The following is a 15,325-nucleotide window of genomic DNA, read 5'->3' as shown; positions in this document are numbered from 1 at the left end:
GCCGGGGCAAAGTCACTCCTTGTTGCCGAACAGCTTCTTCAGCATTGCGGCCATGGGACCGCTCTCGGGGATCTTGATTGCCGGAGCTTGAGGACGTGCTTGACGGACATGGCTCTGCGCCTTGGCGACCTTCTGCTTGGGTGGCGGGGTGTCGTCGGCGCCGGTCGGCTGCAGCTTGTCGCGCAGCGCCAGCGTGATGCGGTTCATGAAGCCGCTTTCGTCGCCCTTGGCCAGCAGGGCGGCATTGTCTGCTATTGCGTCCAGAAGGACTTCCAGCCATTCGCTGTCAGACTTGGAGAAGTCGCCGAGCACATGGTTGTGCACCATTTCCTTGACGCCCGGATGGCCGATGCCGATGCGCACGCGGCGATAATCCCTGGCGATGTGCTGGTCGATCGAGCGGATGCCGTTGTGGCCGCCAGCGCCACCGCCGGTCTTGACACGCACCTTGCCGGAGACAAGATCGAGCTCGTCGTAGAAGACGGTGAGATCAGAAGGCTGGAGCTTGTAGAAGCGCAGGGCCTCGCCGACCGACTGGCCGGAAAGGTTCATGAAGGTCTGGGGCTTCAGGAGGATGACTTTTTCGCCGTCGAGCTTGCCTTCGGCGATCTGGCCCTGGAACTTCTTTGACCAGGGCGAAAAATCATGGCGGCGGGCGATTGCCTCCGCCGCCATGAAGCCGACATTGTGCCGGTTGTTGGCATATTTGGCACCCGGATTGCCGAGACCTGCAAAAAGCAGCATCGTTGCGGCCCTCCGGAGCCTCGAAGATTACTCTTCGGTTTCGGCCGGCGCTTCGGTTGCAGCCTCGGCCGCGGCTTCAGCTGCGTTGTCTTCGCTCTTGAGGCCGGCAGGTGCGGCAACTGTCGCGATGGTGAAGTCGCGATCGGAGATGACCGGCTTCACGTCCTTGGGCAGCTTGATGGCCGAGATGTGAACCGAATCGCCGATGTCGAGACCGGTGAGGTCGACTTCGATGAATTCCGGGATCGCATTGGCCGGGCAGTGGAATTCCACGTCATGGCGAACGATGTTGAGAACGCCGCCGCGCTTGATGCCGGGCGACTTCTCTTCATTGGTGAAGTGAACCGGAACGTTGACGTTGACTTCGGTGTTCTTGCCGACGCGCAGGAAATCCACATGCATGGGGAAATCGCGGACCGGGTCGAGCTGGTAATCCTTCGGCAGGACCTGGATCTTCTTGCCGTCAAGATCGATCGTCGCGATGGTGGTTTTGAAACCGCCGCCGTGGATCTTGTAGTAGATGTCCTTGTAGGACAGGGCGATCGCCAGGGGAGGCTGCTTGTCGCCGTAAATAACTGCAGGCACTTTACCGTTGCGGCGAACTGCACGGGCGGACCCCTTACCGACCTGTTCGCGAGCTTCGGCCTTGAGCTCATAAGTATCGTGGCTCATGGCATTTCCTTTCGTGTTATGGAGCGCCCGGGGACGGGTTTATGCCCAGTCCTCAAACGTCGAAAGCCGCCGGTTGAGGCGGCTCTCCGCCGCGTTGCCTCCAAGGGTGTCTACGCGGGTGGCGGCTCTATAGCCGAAGGTACATCTAAGCGCAAGGTTTGGCGCGAAATCGCCGTTCTCAGGCAGGTTTTGCCTTGTTGAACTTCTTCTTCGGCTTCTTGTGCGGCGGCTCGCCCGTGAAACCCTCGGTCCTGGGCTTAGACTTGTTTGGCTTGAACTTGCCCTTCTTCTCGTTGTTCCAGGAAGGGGCCGCAGCTTCGGGGGTAGGGGCCTTGCCGTCGATCTTCTGGATCGTCACGCCCTTTTCGCCGGTGCCGGTCTCCTTGACCGCCGCCCAGAAGCTATTTGCCTTGTCGCCGGAAATCTCGAAATGGCTGTCGGTGTCGTTGATCTTGATCGAGCCGACCGCGCGCTTGGTGATGTGGCCGGCCTTGCAGATCATCGGCAGCAGCCAGCGCGGTTCGGCGCGATGCTTGCGGCCGACCGTTACGCGGAACCAGACGCCATTGTCGAAATCGCTGCGGTCGCGCGGGGCGGCATCGCCGCGGCCTTCGCCACGCGGCGCGCGCTCGGCAAAGTGCGTCGGCGCGTCCATCAGCTCTTCCGGGGCAGGGCGCGCCGCAAGCTGCAGCCTCAGATAGGCGGCGGCGATGTTTTCGGCGCCATGAGCCTTCATGAGCTCTGCGACGAAAGCGACCTCGTCCTCGGTTGGCGTAACCGACAGTGCCGGATCTTCAAGGATTTGCTCGCGGTTATGACGCTCGATGTCGCTGGCCGTCGGTGCGGGCACGGTGCGCGCCGTCAACTTCGCCAGTTTCAGCACGCGGCTGGCGGTGCCGCGGCGGTGCAGCGGCACGATCAGTGTACAGATGCCCTTGCGGCCGGCGCGCCCGGTGCGGCCGCTGCGGTGGAGGAGCGTGTCTGGGTTGGTCGGCAGGTCGGCGTGAATGACTAGGCCGAGATTGGGCAGGTCGATGCCGCGCGCCGCGACATCGGTCGCCACGCAGACGCGTGCCCTGCCGTCGCGCATCGACTGCAATGCGTTGGTGCGCTCGGCCTGGCTGAGTTCGCCCGACAGCGAAACCACGGCAAAGCCGCGATTGGAAAGGCGGCTCGTCAGATGCTTCACGGCTTCGCGGGTGTGGCAGAAGACGATGGTGTTCTGGGAATCGAAGAACAGCAGCGTGTTGATGATGGCGTTTTCGCGGTCGGACGGCGCGACGAGTATCTGCTGATATTCGATGTCGGCGTGCTGGTCGCTCTCGCCTTGCGCCGTGATGCGATGGGCATCGCGCTGGAAGCGCTTGGCAAGCTGCGCGATCTGGTTCGGGACGGTTGCCGAAAACAGAAGCGTGCGGCGTTCGGCAGGGGCTGCGGCAAGAATGAATTCGAGATCGTCGCGGAAGCCGAGATCGAGCATTTCGTCGGCCTCGTCGAGCACGACGGCGCGAAGCTCGGAGATATCCAGCGAGCCGCGCGTGATGTGGTCGCGCAGGCGGCCGGGCGTTCCGACGACGATATGCGCGCCGTCTGCTAAAGCGCGGCGTTCGGTGCGCATGTCCATGCCGCCGACGCAGGAGCCGATGCGGGCACCCGTTTCGCGATAGAGCCACTCGAGCTCGCGGCGAACCTGCAAGGCGAGTTCGCGCGTCGGCGCGACGATCAGGGCAAGCGGCAGGCCGGCGGCGCCAAAGCGCTCGCGCCCATCGAGCATGGTCGGGGCAATGGCGATGCCGAAGGCCACCGTCTTGCCCGAGCCGGTCTGCGCCGAGACCAGAAGGTCGGCGTCGCGGGCCTCCGGGGTCAGCATGGCGCGCTGGACTGGGGTGAGGGTCTCGTATCCACGCGATGCGAGTGCGGCAGCCAGCGCGGGCGCCATCAGTTCAAAGTCGGTCATAAAATCAGGCTTTCATCGTAAGCGCGGCGGTGACAATGCTTCTGGTCAACGACTGGCCGCGCGGTTCGCAAATCTTTTTCGAACCCTCCCCTAAAGCCTCTTGGCGAAAGCAGCAAGTCGCGGATGCAATCGATCGAAAGACGATTATCCGGTTGAAGCGATGCCAAAGCGGGAATAATGTCGATTTACCGGGGGCATGGTGGACTCCCCGTTTGAGGCGCAATGCCCAAGCTCCGCCTTCGCTGCTGCATGCGGAGGATACCATGCCACGAAGAATTTCAGCCCAGGACCTTATTGCTTTGACCGGAACCGACCGGTTTCCACACGTGGTCGATGTTCGTCGCGAGGCCATTTTCAGGCAAGCGCCGACGCGCATTGCCGCGGCGGTATGGCGCGATCATATGAAGACCGCGGAATGGTGGCCTGAGTTTCGCGACGGAAAGCTGATCGTCGTCTACTGCGCCCACGGCCACAATGTCAGCGAGGTCGCGGCTGCAGGGCTTGCCCATGCCGGGGCTGATGTCGCGATGCTCGAGGGTGGCATTGATGCTTATGAAGAGGCTGGGGGCGTTCTGGTTGCGCGCGCCGGTACCGGCGTCGACGTGACCGGCGCGCCTAGCGTCTGGGTGACCAGGGAGCGGCCAAAGATCGACCGCATCGCCTGTCCGTGGCTGATCCGGCGATTTATCGATCCATTCGCGGTTTTTCATTTTGTTGCAGCCGAATGGGTGAAGGATGTTGCCGAAGAGATCGGAGCGATTCCCTATGACATCAAGGATGTCCATTATTCACATCGCGAGGAGGGCTGCACATTCGACACGCTCATTGCGGAATTCGGCCTTTCCGATCCGGCGCTTCTGCAACTGGCGCGGATAGTGCGCGGTGCGGACACCGCCCGGCTGGATATCGAACCACAGGCGGCGGGGCTTCTGGCTGTATCGCTTGGACTCTCGGCAACCGAGCAGGATGACCTGCGGCAATTGGAAAAAGGCATGATCATTTACGACGCATTGTATGGCTGGTGCAGGCATGCAACCGCCGAGCGTCACAACTGGCCGGTGGCGGCATGACGATGGCTGACGATGCAATCCTGTCGGAACCGGGTTTCGAGTTGCCCGCGCCGACCTTCGCCGAAGCGACGAAGGTGTTCGCCAAGATCGGGCTGCTATCATTCGGCGGACCGGCCGGGCAGATCGCGTTGATGCACCGAATACTGGTCGACGAAAAGCGCTGGCTCGACGAGCCGCGATTCCTGCATGCGCTGAACTACTGCATGCTCCTACCGGGGCCGGAGGCAATGCAGCTTGCGACCTATTCCGGCTGGCTGCTGCATGGGGTTCGCGGCGGGTTGGTCGCCGGGCTGCTGTTCGTGCTGCCGGGAGCCGTCGTCATCACGCTGCTGTCGGCAATCTATTTGCTGTTGGGCGATGCGTCCCTGGTTCAGGGGCTGTTGTTCGGGTTGAAGGCTGCGGTGCTCGCGGTGGTGCTGGAGGCGCTGATCAAGGTCTCGAAGCGGGCGCTGAAGAACGGTTTTATGGTCGCGCTGGCCGTAGCGGCATTTGTCACCATCGCTTTCCTGAAGGTGCCGTTTCCAATGATTATCGCGGTCGCCGCGCTATGCGGGGCGGCGGGGCATTTTTGGATGTCGAGGCCGGCGATTGGCGCGGAGCCAGAAGAAGCGCCTCAACCCATCACCGTCATGCCGGAGTGGACTCAGCCAAGCTGGCGACGTTTCCTGACGACACTCACCGTCTGGCTGGCGATCTGGTTCGTGCCGCTGGCGGTTCTGCACATGACGCTCGGCGGCGCGAATGTCTTCGCAGCCGAGTCATTGTTCTTCTCGAAGATGGCCGCTGTTACCTTCGGCGGCGCCTATGCCGTGCTGGCCTATGTCGCGCAGCAGGCGGTGGAGGTCTATGGCTGGCTGAAGCCGGACGAGATGCTGACGGGTCTTGGCCTTGCCGAGACGACGCCGGGGCCGCTCATCCTCGTGCTGGTGTTCGTCGGCTTTCTCGGCGGCGCGCGCCTGTCGGGCCTGGAGCCGCTCACCGGCGGGCTGGCCGGGGCGTTGGTCACGCTGTGGTTCACCTTCGTGCCGTGCTTCCTGTGGATTTTCGTCGGAGCGCCATTTGTCGAAACCGTGCGCAACATCCGCTGGCTTGCCGGCGCGCTCAGTGCGGTCACCGTAGCGGTGGTCGGCATCATCGCCAATCTGGCGGTGTGGTTTTCGCTGCATGTGCTGTTCGGCCATGTCGGCGAGTGGAAGGTTGGGCCGTTCACGCTGCCAGTGCCGGATTTTTCGTCGCTGGATATAGCGGCGGGCGTCATTGCGATTGCCGCAGGCGTTGCGCTGATCAGATGGCACGCCAACATGATAACCGTGCTGGTTGCGGCGGCACTGGCGGGAATGGTCTGGACGCTCGTAAAGTAGGGGGTTGAACAGACTATTGTTCGGTCGGCTCCGCCCAGTTAACCATCACCAGCGGTGCGGTGATGCGGGCGAAATGTCTGGTGTTGTTGGTGACGAGCACTGCCCCGACGGCCAGCGCATGGGCAGCGATCATCATGTCGAGCTCGCCGATAGGCTGGCCTGTCGTGGCCAGTTGATGGCGGATATCAGCGTAGTGGTCGGCTGCGTCGGCATCCCAGGGAAGCACTGAAACGAGGCGAAGGAACTGGCGCACGCCGAGATGGAGCTTGTGATGGGCCGGCAGTCTCTTTAGCCCGTAGAGAAGCTCGGCCCGGGTCATCACGGAAATGCACACCGAAGACGGAGGCAATTCTGCCAGTCTGGTCACCACCGCTGGTGGATGCGCTTTGATGATGTAGCTGGACGTGTCCGTGTCCAGCATATGAAGGAGGCTCACGTCTCCGACTCTCCGAAGATATCGCGATCCTGCGGCAAGGTGTTCATCGGGCGATCGGACATGAAATCGGACGGAACGTCGATGGTCTTCATGAGCTTGAAGAATTCGTCCCACGCCCCCATTCCGGGCCGGCTGGACAGCAGCACATCACCGGTCACGTCGTCACGCGTGACGAAAATCTCGTCGCCTTCAAAGCGAAATTCGGCGGGCAGGCGCACAGCCTGGCTGGCGCCGTTCTTGAACAGCTTGGCTTTTCGTGTTTCGGACATCACATGGACCCAGTTCGTATATACCGTAGTATATATTGCTCGAAGCTGGGAGTTCAATCCTGCGAGCGTCAGAAACTCAATCGAACAGGCTGGAAACCGATTCTTCCGTTGCCGTACGCGAGATTGCTTCGCCGATGAGATCGCCGATCGAGATGACGCGGATGTTGTGTGCGGCTTCGATGGTGGAGGTCGGCTGGATGGAATCGGTGATGACCAGTTCCTGAAGCTTCGATCCGGCGATGCGGGCAGCAGCCCCACCCGACAGCACGCCGTGGGTGATGTAGGCGGTGACACTGGTCGCGCCATTGGCGAGCAGTGCGTCGGCCGCGTTGCACAGCGTGCCGCCCGAATCGACGATGTCGTCGATCAGCAGGCAGTCCTTGCCGCGCACGTCGCCGATGACGTTCATGACTTCCGATTCGCCCGGGCGCTCGCGGCGCTTGTCGACGATGGCGAGCTGGGCGTCGATGCGCTTGGCCAGCGCGCGGGCGCGAACCACGCCGCCGACGTCAGGCGAAACGACCATGACGTTGTTGAGCTGCTTGTATTTGGCCTTCACGTCGCGCGCCATGACCGGCACGGCGAAGAGGTTGTCGGTCGGGATGTCGAAGAAGCCCTGGATCTGGCCGGCATGAAGATCGAGTGTCAGCACGCGGTTTGCCCCGGCGCGAGCGATCATGTTGGCGACGAGCTTGGCCGAGATCGGCGTGCGGCCCGATGCGCGGCGATCCTGCCGTGCGTAGCCGAAATAGGGAATAACCGCCGTGATGCGCCGCGCCGAGGAGCGCATGAACGCGTCGATCATGATGAGAAGTTCCATCAGATGATCGTTGGTCGGGAAGGAGGTCGACTGCAGGATGAAGACATCCTCGCCGCGCACATTCTCCTGAATCTCGACGAAGATTTCCTGATCGGCAAAGCGCCGCACTGTGGCCTTGCCGATCGGCACGTTCAAATAGCGAGCGACCGCCTCAGCCAGGACCCGATTGGAATTGCCTGCGAAGAGTTTCATGCACCGTTCCTGGTGAAGGATTTCATCGGGCTTTTAGCGGGCTGCGCCGCTATTGCAAGCGGCGTCGGATTATTTCGTGGGATATTCCAAAGAAACGGTGCTTCATCGCAACAGGGTCATCCTGCGCTGCCGGCCAGCCACGTGGCCAGTTGATCGACCGTTGTGTCGGCGATGGCCTGCATGGCGGTGGCCGGAACCGACGACCACCCGTCGCCGCCCGTCACCTGAACCTTCTGCTGGCCGTTGATGCGATGCAGCCTCGTGCCCGCGGGGTCGTATACGTCCCAGACATAGACCACGGTCGTTTCCTTGCCCTCAGTGAGGGCCGAGAAATAACCCTTGAGGATGTGGGTCGCCGAGCCGTCCGTGCCTCCGGCAAGGCGGATGCCACGCTGGCGGGCGCGGCTTGCCAGCCGTTCGGTCAGCGGGGTCGCGGCCTCGACGCTTGCGCCGACGATCGGCGCGATCTGGATGCGGGCGTTGGTGGTGATGGCCGCGGTTGTGCCTGATGGCGCAGGGGACGGCGCCGTCGGCGATGACGGCTGAGGCGTGGTCGTTCCGGTCTGCGCAGGCTGGCCAGCGGTTGCTGCAGTCGTCTGCTGTTGTTGCTGGGCTATTGCCGACGGCTCGAGAACATCCTGCGTGCTGGTGCAGGCGGTCAGCGCGGCGGCTGCGAGCAGGGACAGAGCGCTTGCCGCTGATCGCCTCATTGATATCGAACTCCCCGGCGACTTTCGCGCAACCATCTTCACCAGCGGATTCACTTCACGATCAAGTCGAGATCATGGCGCGAAAGCGGCTTCGGTTGGGAATCCGTCGTCAGGTAGGTACGACCCAGCGTCATCGCGGTTTCGGTTTCGGAATCCATGATGATCATATGCGCAAACAGCGTCATATTCGGCGCGATGGGTTCGGGATTGCCCTGATAGAACATCGGCATATCCATCCAGGACGGCGTGAAGCGCGCGCCGAGTGAATAGCCGCAGGCGTTGAGCCGGTGCTTGGTCAGGCCATGCGCCTCCATGATGCGGGCATGGGCGTCGAATACATCGCCGAAGGTATTGCCCGGCGTCATCGCTTTCTCGACTGCGATGAGCGCGTCGCGGGAAGCGTCGAACAGTTCCTGATGGCGTTTGGAAACCTTGCCGGTCAGCACCGTGCGCATCATGGCGGCATGGTAGTGGTGGAAGACGCCGGCCCATTCCAGCGTCAGCTGGTCGTTCTTGTTGAGCTTGCGGCGCCCGGCTTTGTAGCGGCACAGCAGCGCGTCGGCGCCTGAGCCGATGATGAATTCGTTGGCAGGGTAATCGCCGCCGCCTTCGAAGATCGCGCCCTGCATGGCGGCAAGGATCGCACCTTCATCCGCCCCCTGCTTGATCAGCTTCAGGCCGGCATCGAGCGCGTCGTCGGCGAGATTAGCGGCTTTTTCCGCTTTCTTGATTTCGGCCGGACTCTTGAACAGGCGCAGCCGCGAAATGATGCCCGAGGCATCGACGATCTGGCCGAAGGTCTGGAGTTGTTCGTCCAGCCGGCGGCCGTTATAGGCGGTGAGGCCATGCGTGTCGTATTCGATGCCGATACGGGCGCCGAGAAGGTCGAGATCGTTCAGCAGGTTGCGCAGGTCGAGCGTCGGGTTCGCGCCGTCGCGGTCGGTCCACAGGACGATGTTCTCGATGGTCGAGGTGTGTCTGGCCTGGCGTAGATCCGCCGAGCGCGTCAGCAGAACCATCGAGCCGTCGGCCTTCATGACGAGGCATTGGAAGAAGCAGAAGCCGAAGGTGTCGTAGCCGGTCAGCCAGTACATGCTTTCCTGCGCGAACATCAGGATTGCGTCGAGTTTCTTCTCGGCCATCTCGATGACCAGCCGGTCGCGGCGGGCGTCAAACTCGGAGCGTTCGAAATGCAGCGCCATCAGATGTCCTCCAGAATGATTGCCGATATCTGCCGGCCGTAGTCCGCTTCCTTGCGGTGGGTGGAGCGGCGATAGGAATAGAACAGGCCTTCCTCGGCATAGGTGCAGCGGTCGAGCCTTTCGGCGTTGACCCCCGCCTTTAGCAAGCGATCGACCGTGTAGAGATTGAGGTCGAACATAGCGTGGGCAGGCGTTTTCGACGGTGCGAAGTAACGCGCATTCTCGCCGTCGACTTCCACGAAGCGCGCGACGAATTCGGGGCCAACCTCGTAGTTGTCCGGGCCGATCGAGGGGCCGAGCACGGCGACGATGCGCTCGCGCTTCGCGCCCAGTCCTTCCATGGCGGTGATGGTGTTTTCGAGCACGCCGGTGAAAGCGCCTTTCCAGCCGGCGTGGGCAGCACCTATCACCTTCGCGTCGGCATCGGCAAATAGCACCGGGCCGCAATCGGCGGTGGTCGCGCCGATGGCGATGCCCGCACGGTCGGTAACGATTGCGTCAGCTTTCGGCCGCGCGCCGGAAAACGGCTCGCGCGCCACGATCACGTCGGGCGAATGGATCTGATGGGCGCTCAAGAGCGAATCGACATCGACGCCCATCCACGCGGCCACGCGGCGGCGGTTCTCGCGCACCAGCGACTGATCATCATTGGAGCCCGAGCCGATGTTGAGGCCTTCATAGATGCCGTTGGAGACGCCGCCGACGCGGGTGAAGTAACCGTGCCTTATGCCTTTGGTTTCGGCTTCGCCGAGCAGGGCGGAACGGATCGGGTTCAGCGTGATTTGATCTGACATATGCCGCCTTGTTCTTCGCGAAAACCATTCCGTCAAGGCGAAACTTCGCCGGACAAGCCTTGCTTGCAATGGTGCGGACGGGACAGTGAGGCAGGGGATTGGCCGAGTCAATCCGCATCGAAAAAGGGCGAAACGGCTGTTCCGGAAGGCAAAATCGCCAGCACTTTGAACAGGTCGCCCATGGCGGAAGGGGCTGCGAGGCGCTCGACTTGCCCCCGGATTTTTTCCTGGCCGGCGGCATCCTGAGCTGCCCCCAACTGGCCGGCACGTTCCAGCAAGCCCATCTCTAGGAGGAAGTGCCCTTGGGTCATGAGATGGGCGTCGAGCCGCTTCCCCCGCGCGGTTGCGGCAAGTGCTGAAAAATCGACATGGGACGTGATGTCGGCATGGCCGGGGCTTTCGAGAACGTCCTCATATTTATGTTTTCGCAGCGCCTGCAGCGTGTCGCCGATACCGGGTTCGAGATGGCCGTAGTCGATGAACAGACCGGCGCCGCCACAGGCGGCTATCCTGTTGGAGATTTCGTCCATCAGTGCCGTTCGCGCCGGCGCAAGCTCGGCGATGGCGCCGTCCGAAGCGGTGGCGGCATTGGCGGGTAGCAAGGTAGGATCAAGTGAGGCCACGCCGGCGAGAAAATGAAGCTCATCGGCGTCGTTGAGGCCGACCATGCGCTCTTGCCACTTCCCATTCGCGCGGACGAACTGGCGGATCGGAACTGCGTCGAAAAGCTCGTTGCCGACGATGATCAGCGGGTTTTCCGGCAAGGTCTCGATCGATTGATGCCAGTCGATGCGGGCCTGTGTTCCGGCCAAAGTTTCTTTCTGGATACCGGCCAGCCGTGGGCTGGTTTCGATCATGGCGAAGGAGGCTTGCGCAACGAGCGAAGGGTCGAGCTTCGACAGCGTGCGCATCATGTCCTTCATCAGCGTGCCGCGGCCCGGCCCGATCTCGGCGATCGTCACGGGCAAAGGGCGTCCGATCGCCTGCCACGCGCTCTGCAGCCAGACGGCGACGAGTTCGCCGAACATCTGGCTGATTTCCGGCGCTGTCGTGAAATCGCCGGCCGTGCCAAAGGGTTCGCGGTTGGTGTAGTAGCCGTCTTCGGGATCGAACAGGCACTGCGCCATATAGTCGGCGACCGAGATCGGCCCGTTGGCCGCGATCAGCCGCTTGATGCGCTCCTTGAGCTTTGTCATGCGGCTTTCGGTTCAGGCGCAGGCTTGGCCGTGACCATCGCCCAGACACCGAGCAGGACCATCGGCACGGAAAGAACCATGCCCATGGTCAGCCAATCGCCGAAGAGATAGCCGAGCTGCGCGTCCGGTTGACGGAAGAATTCGACGATGATGCGCGACAGCCCATAGCCGGCGACGAAGGCGCCGGCGACGAAGCCCGGCCGTTTCAGTTTGAAAAGCGTATGGGTGAGGACGCGCAGCACGCAGAACAGCACAAGACCTTCGAGCCCCGCCTCATAGAGCTGGCTCGGATGGCGCGTGAAGGGGCCGCCTGTGGGAAACTCGAACGCCCAGGGCACGTTGGTGAGCCTGCCCCAGAGCTCCGAATTGATGAAGTTGGTGACGCGCACCAGGCCGAGTGCGACCGGCACGCCTGCCGCGACCACGTCGAACATGGTCCAGACCGGAATGCCGCGCTTGCGCGCAAACAGGATCATCGCCAGCGTCGTGCCGGTGAAGCCGCCATGGAACGACATGCCGCCCTGCCAGACCTTGAAGATGTCGAGCGGGTTCTGGATGTAGCGGGCCAGATCGTAGAACAGGATGTAGCCGACACGGCCGCCCAGCACGACGCCGACCGCCGCCCAGACGAGGAAATCGTCGAGGTCTTCCGGCTTCATCGGCAGGTTGCCATTGTTCCAGAGGTTCGGGGTGGTCACCAGCCGCTTGCCATACCACCACGCAAACAGGATGCCGACGATATAGGCAACGCCATACCAATGGATCGCCAGCGGCCCGATCTGGACGATGACCGGATCGATATTGGGGAAGGGCAGGGCAGCCAGAGGCAAGGCAAGGTAGTCGCTCAAGAAAAACTCCCGGGTCGGGCGGCGGTTCGGCGCGGACCATGATGCAGGCTTTTGGCCGGGTCAAGGCGGGGGTAGAGGCAAGTTACAGAAGTGACGGCATCAAGTCGCAGCCGCGCAACGATCTTGCATTCGGGGCGTTGCGGCACTACGTCAAATCGTCAACCAAGAGGTTTTGCCATGTCGACCGGACCGAACCGCATTCTCGACGAATTCGCCAAGCTGGTGACGGACGCCGCAGGGGCTGCGCAGGGCGTGCGCCGCGAGGTCGAGACCGCCTTCAAGGGTCAGGCCGAGCGCATGCTCAATTCCATGGATGTGGTGCAGCGCGAGGAGTTCGAGGCGCTGCGCGAGATGACGTTGAAGCTTCGCGCCGAGAATGAAAAGCTCACCGGGCGAGTCGCCGAGCTCGAAGCGAGATTCGCCAAGACGCCGGGTCAAAGCCAGGCAGCAGCCGAAGAAGTGCCGGCAAAGCGGTCCACGAAGGCCGCTCCCAAAAAATAATTGAAAATATTTCGTTAACCTTTTCCACAAAGCCCGATCCGAAAAAGCGCTTTCGGCTGAATCGCTTATCGGTCTTCGATGAATCTTTGTGCGAGCGGCTTTCCACACCCTTGTGCCCCTTGTCGCAAAAAAGGGGCTGTTCACGCGACTCTGCATCAATACACTGAATTTGTTGCATGATTCGTAACGGGGTCATGCGCCGGGTGGTGGGGACCCGGTCCCAGTGTGCGTAGCAGACCAAATCCTGCCGACCGTGTTCGAGATTAAGATTGTTCGCGTGTGCCTTTCCGCGGAGTGCGGGAATAGCGCTCCCAGAACGTCAGGAAGCATTTTATGGAACTTGTCGAGCTGGAATACGCACGTGAAATCCACCCGGTGGATGTCATCGAGCAGGTCGCGCACAACAATGAATGGTCGTTCGAACGCACCGGCGACGACGAGATCGCCATCTCCGTCGTCGGCACCTGGACCGACTACCACATCTCATTTTCCTGGATGGAGGATTTCGAGGCGCTGCATCTGGCCTGCGCCTTCGACATCAAGGTGCCGGAAACACGCACCCTCGAAATCATGCGGCTGCTGTCGCTGATCAACGAGCAGATGCTGTTCGGCCACTTCGACCTTTGGGAGCAGGAAGGCGCGATCATGTTCCGCCAGTCCTTGCTGCTTGCCGGTGGTGTGGAACCGACCAGCCAGCAGGTCGAGATTCTGTTGTCGTCGGCGCTCGAAGCCTGCGAATGCTATTTCCAGGCGTTCCAGTTCGTCGTCTGGTCGGGCACGTCCGCCAAGGATGCGCTGGCAGGCGTTCTCTTCGAGACATTCGGCAACGCGTAATTTTTCCATGACCGCAGACACGACAAGAAAGCCGGAGATCACCTTCGCCGATTTCGATCGCGTCGACATCCGTGCCGGCACGATCGTCGAGGTGGAACCATATCCGGAAGCGCGCAAGCCGGCATTCAAGCTGAAGATCGATTTTGGGCCGGAGATCGGCATCAAGAAATCGTCGGCGCAGATCACCAAATACTATTCCATCGACACGCTCATCGGGCGGCAGGTCTTTGCCGTGGTCAACTTCCCGCCGCGCCAGATCGGAAAATTCATGTCCGAAGTGCTGACGCTTGGTTTTCCTGATGAAGAAGGCGACGTGGTGCTCGGCGCCATCGAGCGGCGCGTGCCGGATGGCGGTCGCCTCTTCTAGCGGCGACTTGCCAGCACATTTTCGCACCTAAAATCCTGTGCCGCCGAATTGCTTCCCAACCCAAAATGACGGATACGGCTCTGGGGACAAAATGAGCCGGCGCTGCCGGCTTTCTTGCTGTTTGGGGGCGTCGGCAATGAGCGATTCTTTTCGTGAAACGACTTCGGTGTCGTGGTTTGGACGTATCGGGCGATCCTTCCTGGGGATGCTTGTCGGCTTCGTGCTGATCGTTGGCATGGTGGCGCTGCTCTTCTGGAACGAGGGCCGCGCGGTGACCACGGCTCGTTCTCTGGCTGAGGGCGCCAGCGCGGTCGTGGCGATATCAAGCGATGCCGTCGATGCAGCCAATGACGGCAAGCTGGTGCATGTCGGCGGCCAATTGACGACTAGTTCGACGCCTGAAGATGTCGACTTCGGCATAAGCATCCAGGGTGTTCGCCTGGTGCGCAATGTCGAGATGTATCAATGGATCGAAGAATCGCAGTCGGAAACGACGAAGAAACTCGGCGGCGGCGAAGAGACGGTCACGACCTATAGCTATTCGAGAACCTGGAAAGACAAGGCGATTGACTCGTCATCGTTCAAGCGCCCGGACGGTCACGGCAATCCATCCATGGAAGTGAGCGGCCAATCGTTTCAGATACCAAAGGGCACGCTTGGCGCTTTCTCGCTCGACAGGCCGGTGCTGAACCAGATCGGCGGCGAACAGACTCTGACGATTACGCCCGCCATGGCGTCCGATATCCAGGCGGCTTATCCCGGTTCGGAAAAGGTTAGCGTCTTCAATGGCGGCATCTATCTCGGGTCCAGCCCGGCATCGCCGGCCGTCGGCGATTACCGCATCAGCTACGAGTTCGTGCCGCTGGGCGACATCAGCGTCATCGCGCGGCAATCCGGTGCCTCGTTTGCGCCTTATCAGACGGCGGCCGGGGATGCCTTGCTGATGGTTCAAAGCGGCATGGTGCCTGCCGACAGGATGTTTGCCGATGCGGTCAGCGAAAACAATGTGCTCACCTGGATCGTCCGCGTCGTAGGCCTCCTGTTTCTCGCTATCGGCTTTGGGCTGGTCATGGGGCCGATCGGCGTTCTGGCCGACATCATCCCCTTCCTTGGCAGCATCGTGCGGCTGGGAACGGGTACACTGGCCGTCGTCCTGGCAACACTCGTCGGGACCACGACGATAGCGCTGGCGTGGTTCTATTACCGGCCGCTTCTGGCAATCGGCACCATCGTTGCGGGTGCGCTCATTGCTTACGCGATGACCTATCTCGGACGCTCGCGAAAGCCTGTGACGGCTGTCACCGCATAGGCAACTGCGCGACGGTCAGTGTTGCACGGACCGTCGCGCCTTT

General features: G+C 61.7%; 17 protein-coding genes. 6 read left to right on the top strand and 11 right to left on the bottom strand.

What is annotated here, in order from left to right:
- Positions 1-12: 12 nt before the first annotated feature.
- The 3 genes from pth to G6N74_RS09745 form a co-directional block, all read right to left on the bottom strand.
- A complete protein-coding gene (pth, locus tag G6N74_RS09755) occupies positions 13-744 on the bottom strand; it encodes an aminoacyl-tRNA hydrolase (protein ID WP_165116694.1) in 732 nt (243 codons plus the stop codon).
- A gap of 27 nt (positions 745-771) precedes the next feature.
- Positions 772-1,416, bottom strand: a complete 645-nt coding sequence (locus G6N74_RS09750; protein WP_165116692.1) for a 50S ribosomal protein L25/general stress protein Ctc — start codon at positions 1,414-1,416, stop codon at positions 772-774.
- A 178-nt stretch (positions 1,417-1,594) separates the two neighbouring features.
- A complete protein-coding gene (locus tag G6N74_RS09745; RefSeq protein ID WP_165116690.1) occupies positions 1,595-3,373 on the bottom strand; it encodes a DEAD/DEAH box helicase in 1,779 nt (592 codons plus the stop codon).
- A gap of 263 nt (positions 3,374-3,636) precedes the next feature.
- Between G6N74_RS09745 and G6N74_RS09740 the strand changes: the two genes are divergently transcribed.
- Positions 3,637-4,443 carry a chromate resistance protein ChrB domain-containing protein gene (locus tag G6N74_RS09740; RefSeq protein WP_165116851.1) on the top strand — a complete coding sequence of 269 codons (807 nt, stop codon included), beginning with the start codon at positions 3,637-3,639 and terminating at the stop codon, positions 4,441-4,443.
- Complete coding sequence (gene chrA, locus G6N74_RS09735) at positions 4,440-5,804, top strand: chromate efflux transporter (protein ID WP_165116688.1); 1,365 nt, start codon at positions 4,440-4,442, stop codon at positions 5,802-5,804. The genes G6N74_RS09740 and chrA overlap by 4 nt, the downstream gene beginning before the upstream one ends.
- A 13-nt stretch (positions 5,805-5,817) precedes the next feature.
- Here the strand turns inward: chrA and G6N74_RS09730 are convergent, their stop codons facing one another.
- From G6N74_RS09730 to lgt, 8 genes are all read right to left on the bottom strand, one after another.
- Positions 5,818-6,240: a PIN domain-containing protein gene (locus tag G6N74_RS09730; protein WP_205826586.1), complete on the bottom strand. Its 423-nt coding sequence runs from the start codon at positions 6,238-6,240 to the stop codon at positions 5,818-5,820.
- Positions 6,237-6,509, bottom strand: coding sequence for an antitoxin (locus G6N74_RS09725; protein ID WP_165116686.1), 273 nt, complete (start codon positions 6,507-6,509; stop codon positions 6,237-6,239). The genes G6N74_RS09730 and G6N74_RS09725 overlap by 4 nt, the downstream gene beginning before the upstream one ends.
- A gap of 76 nt (positions 6,510-6,585) precedes the next feature.
- Entirely contained in the window at positions 6,586-7,521 is a 936-nt protein-coding gene (locus tag G6N74_RS09720) for a ribose-phosphate pyrophosphokinase (protein ID WP_165116684.1), read from the bottom strand.
- Positions 7,522-7,637: 116 nt separating this feature from the next.
- Positions 7,638-8,231 (bottom strand): hypothetical protein, encoded by a 594-nt coding sequence (locus G6N74_RS09715; RefSeq protein ID WP_165116682.1) that lies wholly within the window; start codon positions 8,229-8,231, stop codon positions 7,638-7,640.
- A 50-nt stretch (positions 8,232-8,281) separates the two neighbouring features.
- Positions 8,282-9,433, bottom strand: a complete 1,152-nt coding sequence (locus tag G6N74_RS09710; protein WP_165116681.1) for a M24 family metallopeptidase — start codon at positions 9,431-9,433, stop codon at positions 8,282-8,284.
- The gene (gene pgeF, locus G6N74_RS09705) at positions 9,433-10,227 is read right to left on the bottom strand and encodes a peptidoglycan editing factor PgeF (RefSeq protein ID WP_165116679.1); all 795 of its coding nucleotides are present in this window, start codon (positions 10,225-10,227) and stop codon (positions 9,433-9,435) included. The genes G6N74_RS09710 and pgeF overlap by 1 nt, the downstream gene beginning before the upstream one ends.
- A gap of 107 nt (positions 10,228-10,334) precedes the next feature.
- Positions 10,335-11,423 carry a class I SAM-dependent methyltransferase gene (locus G6N74_RS09700; protein WP_165116677.1) on the bottom strand — a complete coding sequence of 363 codons (1,089 nt, stop codon included), beginning with the start codon at positions 11,421-11,423 and terminating at the stop codon, positions 10,335-10,337.
- Positions 11,420-12,271, bottom strand: a complete 852-nt coding sequence (lgt, locus tag G6N74_RS09695) for a prolipoprotein diacylglyceryl transferase (RefSeq protein WP_165116675.1) — start codon at positions 12,269-12,271, stop codon at positions 11,420-11,422. The genes G6N74_RS09700 and lgt overlap by 4 nt, the downstream gene beginning before the upstream one ends.
- A gap of 177 nt (positions 12,272-12,448) precedes the next feature.
- Between lgt and G6N74_RS09690 the strand changes: the two genes are divergently transcribed.
- The 4 genes from G6N74_RS09690 (at position 12,449) to G6N74_RS09675 (ending at position 15,282) form a co-directional block, all read left to right on the top strand.
- Positions 12,449-12,772, top strand: a complete 324-nt coding sequence (locus G6N74_RS09690; protein WP_165116672.1) for an accessory factor UbiK family protein — start codon at positions 12,449-12,451, stop codon at positions 12,770-12,772.
- Between the two features lie 333 nt (positions 12,773-13,105).
- Entirely contained in the window at positions 13,106-13,606 is a 501-nt protein-coding gene (locus G6N74_RS09685; protein WP_091917660.1) for a type III secretion system chaperone family protein, read from the top strand.
- A gap of 7 nt (positions 13,607-13,613) precedes the next feature.
- Positions 13,614-13,973, top strand: coding sequence for a tRNA-binding protein (locus G6N74_RS09680; protein ID WP_165116670.1), 360 nt, complete (start codon positions 13,614-13,616; stop codon positions 13,971-13,973).
- 136 nt (positions 13,974-14,109) lie between these two features.
- Positions 14,110-15,282 (top strand): TMEM43 family protein, encoded by a 1,173-nt coding sequence (locus G6N74_RS09675; protein WP_165116668.1) that lies wholly within the window; start codon positions 14,110-14,112, stop codon positions 15,280-15,282.
- The last annotated feature ends 43 nt before the right edge of the window (positions 15,283-15,325 follow it).

This window comes from Mesorhizobium zhangyense, from assembly GCF_011045115.1.
GTDB classification, from domain to species: Bacteria; Pseudomonadota; Alphaproteobacteria; order Rhizobiales; family Rhizobiaceae; genus Mesorhizobium_M; species Mesorhizobium_M zhangyense.
The sequence above is the reverse complement of the archived record's forward strand: the minus strand, read 5'-3'. Positions and strand labels throughout refer to the sequence as shown.

Excerpts from the sequence above, each read along its gene's own strand:
- pth (WP_165116694.1), bottom strand. The coding sequence starts at position 744 with ATGCTGCTTTTTGCAGGTCTCGGCAATCCGGGTGCCAAATATGCCAAC.
- G6N74_RS09750 (WP_165116692.1), bottom strand. The coding sequence starts at position 1,416 with ATGAGCCACGATACTTATGAGCTCAAGGCCGAAGCTCGCGAACAGGTC.
- G6N74_RS09745 (WP_165116690.1), bottom strand. The coding sequence starts at position 3,373 with ATGACCGACTTTGAACTGATGGCGCCCGCGCTGGCTGCCGCACTCGCA.
- G6N74_RS09740 (WP_165116851.1), top strand. The coding sequence starts at position 3,637 with ATGCCACGAAGAATTTCAGCCCAGGACCTTATTGCTTTGACCGGAACC.
- chrA (WP_165116688.1), top strand. The coding sequence starts at position 4,440 with ATGACGATGGCTGACGATGCAATCCTGTCGGAACCGGGTTTCGAGTTG.
- G6N74_RS09725 (WP_165116686.1), bottom strand. The coding sequence starts at position 6,509 with ATGTCCGAAACACGAAAAGCCAAGCTGTTCAAGAACGGCGCCAGCCAG.
- G6N74_RS09720 (WP_165116684.1), bottom strand. The coding sequence starts at position 7,521 with ATGAAACTCTTCGCAGGCAATTCCAATCGGGTCCTGGCTGAGGCGGTC.
- G6N74_RS09715 (WP_165116682.1), bottom strand. The coding sequence starts at position 8,231 with ATGAGGCGATCAGCGGCAAGCGCTCTGTCCCTGCTCGCAGCCGCCGCG.
- G6N74_RS09710 (WP_165116681.1), bottom strand. The coding sequence starts at position 9,433 with ATGGCGCTGCATTTCGAACGCTCCGAGTTTGACGCCCGCCGCGACCGG.
- pgeF (WP_165116679.1), bottom strand. The coding sequence starts at position 10,227 with ATGTCAGATCAAATCACGCTGAACCCGATCCGTTCCGCCCTGCTCGGC.
- G6N74_RS09700 (WP_165116677.1), bottom strand. The coding sequence starts at position 11,423 with ATGACAAAGCTCAAGGAGCGCATCAAGCGGCTGATCGCGGCCAACGGG.
- G6N74_RS09690 (WP_165116672.1), top strand. The coding sequence starts at position 12,449 with ATGTCGACCGGACCGAACCGCATTCTCGACGAATTCGCCAAGCTGGTG.
- G6N74_RS09685 (WP_091917660.1), top strand. The coding sequence starts at position 13,106 with ATGGAACTTGTCGAGCTGGAATACGCACGTGAAATCCACCCGGTGGAT.
- G6N74_RS09680 (WP_165116670.1), top strand. The coding sequence starts at position 13,614 with ATGACCGCAGACACGACAAGAAAGCCGGAGATCACCTTCGCCGATTTC.
- G6N74_RS09675 (WP_165116668.1), top strand. The coding sequence starts at position 14,110 with ATGAGCGATTCTTTTCGTGAAACGACTTCGGTGTCGTGGTTTGGACGT.